The 11315-nt window shown below is 49.0% G+C and carries 7 protein-coding genes; 1 reads left to right on the plus strand and 6 read right to left on the minus strand.

All coding sequences use genetic code 11. The annotated features are described in order from the left end of the window. Positions 1–46: 46 nt before the first annotated feature. Positions 47–2377, minus strand: coding sequence for a YgiQ family radical SAM protein (locus BN1044_RS20530; protein WP_072310233.1), 2331 nt, complete (start codon positions 2375–2377; stop codon positions 47–49). 278 nt (positions 2378–2655) lie between these two features. Here BN1044_RS20530 and treR point away from each other — a divergent pair, with 278 nt between their 5' ends. Beyond that, on the plus strand, positions 2656–3612 hold the full coding sequence (treR, locus tag BN1044_RS20535) for a trehalose operon repressor TreR (RefSeq protein WP_072310234.1): 957 nt from the start codon (positions 2656–2658) through the stop codon (positions 3610–3612). Here the strand turns inward: treR and aceK are convergent, their stop codons facing one another. The 5 genes from aceK to BN1044_RS20560 all read right to left on the minus strand — a co-directional run bounded on the left by aceK (position 3613) and on the right by BN1044_RS20560 (position 11121). Next, positions 3613–5331, minus strand: a complete 1719-nt coding sequence (gene aceK / locus BN1044_RS20540; protein ID WP_072310235.1) for a bifunctional isocitrate dehydrogenase kinase/phosphatase — start codon at positions 5329–5331, stop codon at positions 3613–3615. An 82-nt stretch (positions 5332–5413) separates the two neighbouring features. Further along, positions 5414–6724 carry an isocitrate lyase gene (gene aceA / locus BN1044_RS20545; protein ID WP_072310236.1) on the minus strand — a complete coding sequence of 437 codons (1311 nt, stop codon included), beginning with the start codon at positions 6722–6724 and terminating at the stop codon, positions 5414–5416. Positions 6725–6786: 62 nt separating this feature from the next. Then, positions 6787–8385, minus strand: a complete 1599-nt coding sequence (gene aceB / locus BN1044_RS20550) for a malate synthase A (protein WP_072310237.1) — start codon at positions 8383–8385, stop codon at positions 6787–6789. A gap of 356 nt (positions 8386–8741) precedes the next feature. After that, the gene (metA, locus tag BN1044_RS20555; protein WP_072310238.1) at positions 8742–9671 is read right to left on the minus strand and encodes a homoserine O-acetyltransferase MetA; all 930 of its coding nucleotides are present in this window, start codon (positions 9669–9671) and stop codon (positions 8742–8744) included. Positions 9672–9819: 148 nt separating this feature from the next. Continuing rightward, the gene (locus tag BN1044_RS20560; protein WP_063586291.1) at positions 9820–11121 is read right to left on the minus strand and encodes an MFS family transporter; all 1302 of its coding nucleotides are present in this window, start codon (positions 11119–11121) and stop codon (positions 9820–9822) included. Between the last annotated feature and the right edge of the window lie 194 nt (positions 11122–11315).

Here is an 11315-nt window from a genome sequence, read left to right on the forward strand (position 1 = left end):
GATCTTTTAAACGAGCGGCGTAACACCGCACGGGGATTTTTTATCGTTATTTACCTTTGGTCACTCGAGGTGCCTTACGCCCTGATGGCTTCGCAGCGGGTTTTCCTGCTGGCGTATGCGCCGCTGGTTTAGCCGCTTGCGGTTTGCCTTTAACAGGCTTGCCAGTCGGAGAAGCCTTATCATGTACTTTTCCATTGCGCTCCGCTGATGGCGCTTCACCACGAATCGTTTTAGGTTTCGCACCACGCTGTTCAGGCTTCGCCGGCGCACCGGTATGCTTAGTCATCGCTGGACGCATATTTTTCTGGTATCCACGACGCGCTTCGCGCTGTTCTTCCAGCGTTGGGGCCGGTACTAAACATTCACGACGTGAACCGATTAAATGCTTCATACCCATCTCTTCCAGCGCACCACGGATCAGCGGCCAGTTAGCTGGATCGTGATAGCGCAGCAGCGCTTTGTGTAAACGACGCTGGCGATCGCCTTTCGGCACCACAACGTCTTCGCTCTTATAATCGACTTTACCCAGCGGGTTTTTACCCGTGTGATACATCGTGGTGGAATTCGCCAACGGCGACGGATAGAAGTTTTGTACCTGATCCAAACGGAAACGGTTTTTCTTCAGCCATAGCGCTAGGTTGACCATATCCTCATCTCGCGTCCCCGGATGCGCTGAAATGAAATACGGGATCAAATACTGTTCTTTGCCAGCCTGCTTAGAATAAGTATCAAACAGCTCTTTAAAGCGCTGATAACTCCCCATGCCCGGCTTCATCATCTTAGACAGCGGCCCTTCTTCAGTATGCTCTGGCGCAATCTTCAGGTAGCCACCCACATGATGGGTTGCCAGCTCTTTGATATAGCGTGGATCTTCAACCGCCAGATCATAACGAACCCCCGAGGCAATAAGGATTTTCTTCACGCCGTCTAGATCGCGCGCACGGCGATACAGCTTGATGGTCGGCTCATGGTTGGTATCCATGTGCTGGCAAATTTCAGGATAAACACAGGATGCACGGCGGCAGGTTTGCTCGGCACGCGGTGACTGGCAGCGCAGCATATACATGTTAGCCGTTGGGCCACCCAAATCGGAAATCACGCCGGTAAAGCCGGGGACTTTGTCGCGGATCTCTTCGATTTCTCGAATGATTGAGTCTTCTGAGCGACTCTGGATGATGCGGCCTTCGTGTTCGGTAATCGAACAGAATGAGCAGCCGCCGTAGCAACCACGCATGATGTTGATGGAGAAACGGATCATCTCATAGGCAGGAATTCGGGCGCCGCCGTAAACTGGATGAGGAACACGCTGGTAAGGCAGCGCAAACACGCTGTCCATTTCTTCCGTGCTCAATGGGATCGCCGGAGGGTTAATCCAAATATAGCGATCGCCATGTTTTTGCATCAAAGCACGCGCACAGCCGGGGTTGGTTTCATGATGCAAAATACGCGATGTGTGTGCATACAGCACTTTGTCATTTTTAACTTTTTCATAAGACGGCAGCAGCACGTAGGTTTTTTCCCACGGCTTAGGCTTCGGTGCACGCACCGTAATGGCTTGTACGCTATCGTCTTTTTTCTTATCGGCATCTGGCGCACAGGCCAAATCATCACCGTAAGGATTTGGAATCGGTTCGATACGACCCGGTTTGTCTAAGCGCGTGGAGTCCACGCCGCTCCAGCCCGGCAGCGCCTCTTTGCGCATGACCGCGGTATTACGCACGTCGATAATGCTAGCAATCGGCTCACCTGAAGCTAAACGATGTGCAACTTCCACCAGTGGGCGTTCGCCGTTGCCATACATCAGCATGTCGGCTTTAGAATCCACCAGCACCGAACGGCGTACCGTGTCAGACCAATAGTCATAATGAGCAATACGGCGCAGGCTGGCTTCAATTCCACCTAAAATCACCGGAACATCGCTGAAGGCTTCTTTGCAGCGTTGGGTATAAACCAACGTTGCGCGATCTGGACGTTTGCCGCTTTCGTTGTTAGGCGTGTAAGCATCGTCGTGGCGCAGTTTGCGATCGGCGGTATAGCGGTTAATCATCGAATCCATATTGCCAGCGGTGACGCCGTAAAACAGGTTCGGTTTCCCCAAACGCATAAAGTCAGCTTTGCTCGTCCAGTCCGGCTGCGCAATGATCCCCACGCGGAAACCCTGAGCCTCTAGCATACGGCCAACAATTGCCATCCCAAAGCTTGGATGATCAACGTAGGCATCACCGGTAACTAAAATGACGTCACAGCTATCCCAGCCGAGAGTATCCATTTCCTCACGCGACATCGGTAAGAATGGGGCCGTGCCGTAGCACTCTGCCCAATAGGGCGTGTAGGAGAACAAATCACGTTCTGGCTGGATCAGGCTGATACTACTCATGACATCACTCTTTTCTATTTATCTGGGGAAGTTTGCGCTGAAGCGGAACTGCATTACGTTGTGCCGTTAACGATTCGGGTGGTTAACAAAGCATCAATATCAGGGCGGCGATTATACGCATTTGCACGCGTAAAAGAGAGGGATATTTGAGATTGGCCTGTTATCACTCTTATCGTTCCCTGAATGAGCTGCGGTAAAGTTCATGACAGGGGCTTGCCTTAGCGGCTTTTACCCACAACAATAGCATTCTTATCACTGACTCTGCGTGGCGTTACGTTATGTCCGAACGATTGACGATTAAAGATATTGCTCGCCTCAGCGGCGTGGGTAAATCCACAGTCTCCCGCGTGATCAATAAAGAATCTGGCGTTAAGCCAGAAACGCGTGCGCGGATTGAAGAAATCATTAATCAACATAACTTTGCCCCATCTAAATCGGCTCGGGCTATGCGCGGCCAAACAGATAAAGTCGTCGCCATCATTGTTTCTCGTTTAGATTCTAACGCTGAAAATCAGGCCGTGCGTGCGATGCTGCCCCTGTTGTATGCCCAAGGCTACGATCCTATTTTGTTGGAAAGCCAGTTTGAGCCTGAACGAGTGCAAGAACATTTAACCGTTCTGTCGCGCCGTCACGTGGATGGCATTTTGCTGTTTGGTTTTACCGGTCTCGATGAGTCAATGCTCCTGCCGTGGCGAGATAAAATGGTTGTTCTGGCATGGGAGTATGAACAACTAACCTCGGTACGTTATGACGATAGCGGCGCAGTCACCTTACTGATGAACGCGCTACTCGCCAAAAAACATCGGCACATCGCTTTTGTTGGGGTAAAACTTTCGGATGCCACAACGGGCGGACGTCGCTACGACACCTATCATGCACTCTGCCAAAAACACCAGATTGCGCCTTGCGCCGCGCTCGGAGAGCTTACCTTTCAAAGTGGCTATCAATTGGCTCAGCAGGTTATCTCTGAGGACACCACCGCTATCATCTGCGCTTCAGATACCATTGCCCTCGGTGTAAGTAAGTACTTACAGGAGCGGTCACAAAACGATGTAATCGTCTGCGGTATGGGGAATAATTCGCTGCTGGAATTCTTGTATCCCAAGACCTTTTCAGTCGACTTAGGCTATGCCGAAGGCGGACGAATGGCGGTACAGCAGTTACTCTCCCTGCAAAACGCGCCACAACCCGGCAAGCACATTACGGTGCCTTGTACATTGCGCAGCCCAAACTGATTAACGCTGTGCAAATCGGCGCTTGCGTCGATAGGCAAACACATCATCAACCACACCATTGCTGATCCGCTGCTGCAAACTACGCCAATAGTTTGCGGTAAATAAATCACCGTGCATTTCGGCAAACAACGTTCTGATACGCACATCACCGCATAAAAAATGCTGAAATTCTTCAGGGAAGACATCGTTAGGCGACACGCTATACCAGGGCTCGCTGGCCATTTCGTCCTCAGGATAGCGCGGCGGTGGAATATCACGGAAATTAACCTCGGTCATGTAGCAAATTTCGTCATAATCATAAAACACCACTCGCCCATGTCGGGTCACGCCAAAGTTTTTAAACAGCATATCGCCGGGGAAAATGTTCGCCGCTGCCAGCTGCTTGATCGCATTACCATATTCTTCAATCGCGTCATGTAACTGGCGCTCATCGGCCTGCTCCAGATAAATATTGAGCGGAATCATGCGACGCTCAATATACAGATGACGGATCACGATACGATCGCCTAAATCCTCAAGTTTTTCGGGAACTTCCCTTTGTAATTCAGCCATCAGCTCAGGGCTGACTCGCCACTTTTCAATCACAAAGTTTTCATATTCTTGGGTATCTGCCATGCGCCCAACGCGATCGTGTTCCTTAACCAGTTGGTAGCAGGCTTGAACTCGTGCAGGATCGACCTCTTTTTGCGGCGCAAACTTGTCTTTTATGATCTTAAATACGCGGTCAAAAGAAGGCAGTGTGAAAACCAGCATCACCATCCCACGAATGCCAGGAGCAATAATGAATTGCTCTTTGGATTCTGCAAGATGCTTTAAATACTCGCGATAATATTCCGTTTTCCCATGCTTTTGACAGCCAATCGCCATATATAGCTCGGCGGTTGTTTTTCCCGGTAAAATCTCGCGCAGCCAGTCAACCAACGCGGCGGGCAAAGGTGCATACACCATGAAGTACGAACGAGCGAAGCCAAAAACAATGCTGGCCTCGTCTAAACGCGTTAAGCAGGTATCGACAAACAGCGCGCCTTGTTCGTTATGATGAATCGGCAATAGAAACGGATAAATACCCGCTGGCGTGTGCAGTTTCCCCACCAGCCAAGCCGCCTTATTGCGATAAAACAGCTCATTTGCCACCTGTAAGCAGCTGTGATGTAAGGTTTCTTCACCGAAGGTATTTTCTAAATGGCTGACGATATAGTCCACATCGCGGGCACGATCTTCCCATGGTAATCGAAGTGGGAGTTCACCGAGTAAATCATTAATTAACGCTGACCAACCCGCCTCCGATTTAAACGTTCTGGCTAATGGACGGGGAAATTCGCGCCAATGACGTTCTGGCTGTGAACTAAAAACAAATAACTTATCCGGCGTTAGCTCTCGGTGATTGAACAAACGGCAGTACACAGAGTTAAAAAAGCTTTCGGCAATTTCAAAACGTGGGTATTCAGGCAGCATGTCGGTGTAGACCGTTTTCACTCGCGCCAAGAATTCAGCGTCATGACATAAAGGGCCCGTCATCCTGCGTAGCTGCTCCACCACCAGCCCCACATGGTGATCGTAAAGGTGGATACGTTTTTTCATCGCCAGTTGAACAGCGCCCCAGTTGGCTTTCTCAAAACGCTGCTGGGCTCCAGCGGTCACTTCGAGAAAACGACCGTACTGAGCATCAAAACCCTGCAAGATCGTCTGCGCAATAAGTTGTTCCATGCCTATAGCCATCTCGGTCACCTCGCCGACTCTCAGACAAAACGGGCAGAGCGCATTGCCCTGCCCGTTCTAGCGTTCATACTTACCCGCGTTTTTAGAACTGCTGCTCTTCAGTTGATCCGGTCAAAGCCGTTACCGATGACGCGCCGCCCTGAATCACATTCGTCACTTTGTCAAAGTATCCGGTGCCCACTTCCTGTTGATGAGAGGCAAAGGTATAGCCCTGTTTTTGTGCCGCAAACTCGCGCTCCTGCACTTTCTCAACGTAGTGTTTCATGCCCTCTCCGTTGGCATACGCATGCGCCAGATCGAACATGTTGAACCACATGCTGTGGATGCCCGCCAAGGTGATGAACTGGTATTTATATCCCATTGCAGAAAGCTCATCTTGGAAGCGCGCGATAGTTTGATCGTCGAGGTTCTTTTTCCAGTTGAAGGAAGGTGAACAGTTATAGGCCAGCAGCTTGCCCGGATACTGGGCATGAATCGCATCGGCAAAACGCTTCGCGGCGTCTAAGTCTGGCGTAGATGTTTCGCACCAGACTAAATCGGCATAAGGGGCGTAGGCGAGGCCGCGGCTGATAGCCTGCTCGATACCGGCATGAGTACGGAAAAAGCCTTCAACGGTACGCTCACCGGTGACAAACGCGCTGTCGTAGCTATCACAATCTGACGTGATCAGATCGGCGGCATCAGCATCGGTACGGGCAATCACCAAGGTTGGAACACCCAAAACATCTGCGGCCAAACGCGCTGCGACTAATTTTTGAATCGCTTCCTGTGTTGGAACCAGTACTTTGCCGCCCATATGACCGCATTTTTTCACTGATGCCAATTGGTCTTCGAAGTGAACTCCACCGGCACCGGCTTCAATCATCGATTTCATTAATTCAAACGCATTCAGTACGCCACCAAAACCGGCTTCAGCGTCGGCAACAATCGGCAAGAAGTAATCGGTAAATTTGCTATCACCCGGCTCTACGCCGTTCGACCATTGGATTTGGTCTGCTCGGCGGAATGTATTATTGATACGTTCAACCACCGCTGGCACCGAATTAACCGGATACAGTGATTGATCGGGATACATGCTGGATGCCAAGTTGGCATCCGCGGCCACCTGCCAGCCAGAGAGGTAAATGGCTTCGACACCGGCTTTTGCCTGCTGTAATGCCTGACCACCGGTTAATGCACCGAGGCAGTTAACATAGCCTTTGCGTGAACCGCCATGCAGCAACTCCCAAAGTTTAGCGGCGCCCTTTTGCGCCAAAGTGCATTCTGGATTCACCGAACCACGCAGATTAACCACGTCATTTGCGCTGTAAGGACGGGTAATGTCCTCCCAACGCGGGTTAGTTTTCCAATCCTGTTCCAACTGCTGAATTTGCTGATTACGTGAGGTAGACATGGCAAGCGCTCCTTGGCTTTTTTCTCTATTTTATGGTTTCGGTGTAGGGTTAGTTTTCGTGCTTAATTCAACAGTTCATAACCAGGTAGTGTCAGGAAATCGATCAGCTCACTGCTGGTTGTAATACGTTCCATCAGACTGGCAGCCTCAATAAAACGACCGCTGTCGAAACGTGTATCACCAAGCTCTTGACGGATAACCTGCATTTCTTCTTTCAGTAACTGACGGAAAAGATCTGGGGTAACCTTCTGGCCATTGCTCAGCGTTTTCCCATGGTGGATCCACTGCCAGATTGACGTACGAGAGATCTCCGCCGTCGCCGCATCCTCCATCAAGCCGTAGATGGGCACGCAGCCATTACCTGAAATCCATGCTTCAATGTATTGAACGGCAACGCGAATATTGGCACGCATTCCCTCTTCGGTACGTTCACCAGGACAAGGCTCCAGCAGTTGCGCTGCGGTAATAAGTTCATCCTGCGAACGCGTTACCTCAAGCTGATTACTGCGCTCACCCAACACGCGGCCAAAAACCTGCATCACTTCATCTGCTAAGCCAGGGTGTGCAACCCAAGTACCGTCATGGCCGTTGTTTGCTTCGAGCTCTTTATCAGCACGAACTTTATCCATCACCCATGCATTGCGCTCAGCGTCTTTGCTAGGAATAAATGCCGCCATTCCGCCCATCGCAAAAGCGCCGCGTCTGTGGCAGGTTTTGATCAGCAAACGTGAATAAGCACTTAAGAACGGTTTTTCCATCGTCACGGACTGACGATCGGGTAAAACACGATCGCTATGGTTTTTCAGCGTTTTGATATAGCTAAAGATGTAATCCCAGCGACCGCAGTTCAAACCCACGATGTGATCGCGCAGACTATGAATGATCTCATCCATCTGGAATACCGCTGGTAGGGTTTCGATCAATACGGTGGCCTTAATTGTTCCACGCGGTAGATCGAAACGATCTTCGGTAAAGCTGAAGATCTCACTCCACCATGCAGTCTCATGGTAAGACTCTGTTTTAGGCAGATAGAAATAAGGACCGCTGCCTTTTTTCAATAGTGCTTGGTAGTTGTGGAAGAAGTAGAGCGCGAAATCAAACAGCCCACCGGGAATAGGCTCACCCTGCCACGTCACATGCTTTTCAGGCAGATGAAGCCCGCGCACGCGAGCGATTAGCACCGCAGGATTCGGTTTTAGCTGATAGATTTTTCCTGCTTCATTAGTGAAGCTGATGGTGCCATTCACGGCGTCACGCAGGTTGATTTGGCCCTCAATCACTTTGTCCCAGTTTGGGGCGAGTGAATCCTCAAAGTCAGCCATAAAAACTTTAACGTTCGCATTGAGCGCGTTAATCACCATTTTGCGTTCGACCGGCCCTGTGATTTCAACGCGGCGGTCTTGGAGATCGCGAGGTATACCGCGGATTTTCCAATCGGAATTTTTAATGGAATTAGTTTCCGAAATAAAATTTGGCAGTTCACCACGATCTATATTTTGCTGTTGCACCTGACGAGCCGCAAGTAGCTGCTTGCGCTGAGGTGAAAATCGAGCGACTAAGTCAGTTAAAAACTCAATAGCCTCTTCGGTAAGAACCTGATGCTCCTGACTGCCAAATTGCTGGGTAAATGCCAGCTCAGTATCAACCATCTGTTGTGTCATACTTTATCTCCGCCCTCTGCTAGGGGTACAACCAGAACCCCACTCCTGTCATTTAGCTCACTTTTATACTTCTCATCAGCGACTAAATTTCGTACCAACAGATTAAAGCGTAGACAGTGATTCACCAAAATCAAAAACAATTTCCATTTTTATTATAATTATTTTTATATTCTTTAAATTACATATAGATAGATGAATATATTAATAACAATAAGAAGAAAACCGGTTCCATTAGATTGTTTAAACACAATAGACTGTTAATTAAGAAAAAGAATTGGGGGAGATAATTTCTGAGGATGCTGCTAAACGGATATTCAGCAGCATAGGGGAGGTTGGAAATATATAGTGAGCTAGATTTATTCCAGCGTAGGGTTCATATAACGCAGATCAAACGGCGTTATCTGGTAAACATAGTAGTTCAACCAGTTAGTAAACAGTAAGTGCCCATGGCTACGCCATGACGCTTTAGGACTATGTTTCGGGTTATCATCGGGGAAGTAATTAACAGGAACATCTGGAGATAAGCCCGCAGCAACATCGCGGAAATACTCTCCCGACAAAGTATGCGCATCATACTCAGGATGCCCCGTCACAAAAGCCATCCGCTTATCTTTAGTCGCAAATAGGTATGCACCTGCCTGCTCAGACTCAGCCAAAATATCGAGATCGCTATATTCTCGCAGCACATCCGTTGGGAAGTCAGCATAGCGAGAATGCGGAGCCAAGAAGGTTTCATCAAAACCGCGTGTTAGAAGCGCTAACGGCTGTAGCGTTTGATGATGATAAACCCCTGATAGCTTGGTTTCACGCGTCAGCTTAGGAATGCCATAGAGAACATTCAATGCAGCCTGAACCGCCCAGCATACAAACAGCGTAGAGGTTACGTGCTCTTTAGCCCAGTGAACGATCTGTTCAATCTGCGGCCAATACGCTACGTCACAAAAATCGACCAACCCGAGAGGTGCACCGGTGACTATCAGCCCATCAAAATTTTGGTCTTTAATGTCTTCAAAATTACAGTAGAAATTATCCAGATGCTCGGCTGGCGTATTTTTTGACTCACGGCTATCAATGCGCAGCAGCTGTATGTCAATTTGCAGAGGCGAATTGGAAAGCAATCGAAGAAATTGGTTTTCCGTCTCGATCTTTTTAGGCATCAGATTGAGTACCAAAACTTTAAGCGGGCGGATCTCCTGTGTTGCCGCTCGTGAAGAGGGCATGACAAAGACATTTTCATTCCGCAAAAAGCTTACGGCAGGTAATTCATCTGGCACCCTGATTGGCATAATCGCTAGCTCCTAGACTCTGTTAAGAAAGCATCCATATAAACGTTTAGACTTCTAGATGCCTGACGATAACGAGTTTTTACCAGCTTGTACAGCATGCAGGATGAAGTTGAAAATCTTTCATCCTGCATTTTACTAGCAACAATGCTTACATTCTGATTTCTTGGCCTTTTTTATGTAATAGCAATGAAACCAGCATCGCCACAAAGCACATACCTGAAACATACCAGAAGAAGGCAGTTTCAATGCCAGCCGCTTTCATCGACAAGGCGACATATTCAGCAGAACCACCAAACAAAGCATTACCAACGGCATAGGAAAGGCCAACGCCTAACGCACGAACTTCTGGCGGGAACATTTCCGCCTTCAGCAGCCCACCGATTGAGGTGTACAAGCTTACAATCGTTAGCGCTACAACGATGAGGATAAAGGCGAGGTAAGGATTAGTGACATCTTGTAGCGTCGTGAGTATCGGCACCGTCAGCAATGAAGCCAAGGCGCCAAAAGCGATCATTGAGTTTCGACGCCCAACTTTATCTGACAACCCGCCAAAAATAGGCTGCAACAGCATAAAGACGAACAAAGCAGCCGTCATTATCCCGCTCGCCATTTTGGCATCCATACCCGCGGTGTTGACCAAGTATTTCTGCATATAGGTTGTAAACGTATAGAAGCTCAACGAACCTCCAGCGGTAAAACCCAGCACCATCAGGAAAGCTTTCTTGTTATTCCATAAGCCAGACAACGTTCCCGCATCCTTACGCGTTCTGGTTTCTTTGGTTGAAGTCTCATGCAGGGAACGGCGCAGATAAAGTGCAACCACCGCTAATAATGCACCAAGCACAAACGGGACTCGCCAGCCCCATGAGCGTAGCTCTTCGGTGCTCAGCGTCTGCTGTAAAACCACCAAAACCAATAGTGCTAGTAGTTGTCCACCGATCAACGTGACATATTGAAACGATGCATAAAATCCGCGCTTACCCTCTACCGCAACTTCACTCATATAGGTGGCACTGGTTCCATACTCACCGCCAACGGAGAGCCCCTGAAATAATCTAGCAAGCAAGAGGAGCGCGGGCGCCCAATTTCCTATCGCTGCATAGGTTGGAAGGCAAGCGATCACTAGCGATCCGCAACACATCATGCAGACCGAAATCATCATTGATGTTCGGCGGCCATGTTTGTCTGCAATATAGCCGAACATCCACCCACCGATTGGGCGCATAAGAAAACCTGCCGCGAACACGCCAGCGGTTTGTAGGAGTTGAGTCGTGGAGTCCCCACTGGGGAAAAATACGGGAGCAAAATACAATGCACAGAACGAGTATACGTAAAAATCGAACCATTCGACGAGGTTGCCTGATGATGCGCCAACAATCGCCAAAATACGCTTACGCGTGTCATGATCGTCAGGTTGTTGCTCCGTCAGCGACGGGGTGGTATCTGCCATAACAATATCCCTACAGAGGTAAAAGTGTGCGGTGGTCATGTCGCCACGCGCTTCAATGTAAGTTAATTGTTATATATTGGTTAAATAAAGACTTCAATAGCCAACTAACCAATGAAAAAATCATCGGTCACTTGCAGAGTTTTTTGTGATATGGGGGGGGGAAATAGCCGCGTTAGCGGTTATTTATTTGATAA

The sequence above is a fragment of the Hafnia alvei genome, from assembly GCF_900095695.1.
Lineage (GTDB): Bacteria > Pseudomonadota > Gammaproteobacteria > Enterobacterales > Enterobacteriaceae > Hafnia > Hafnia alvei_B.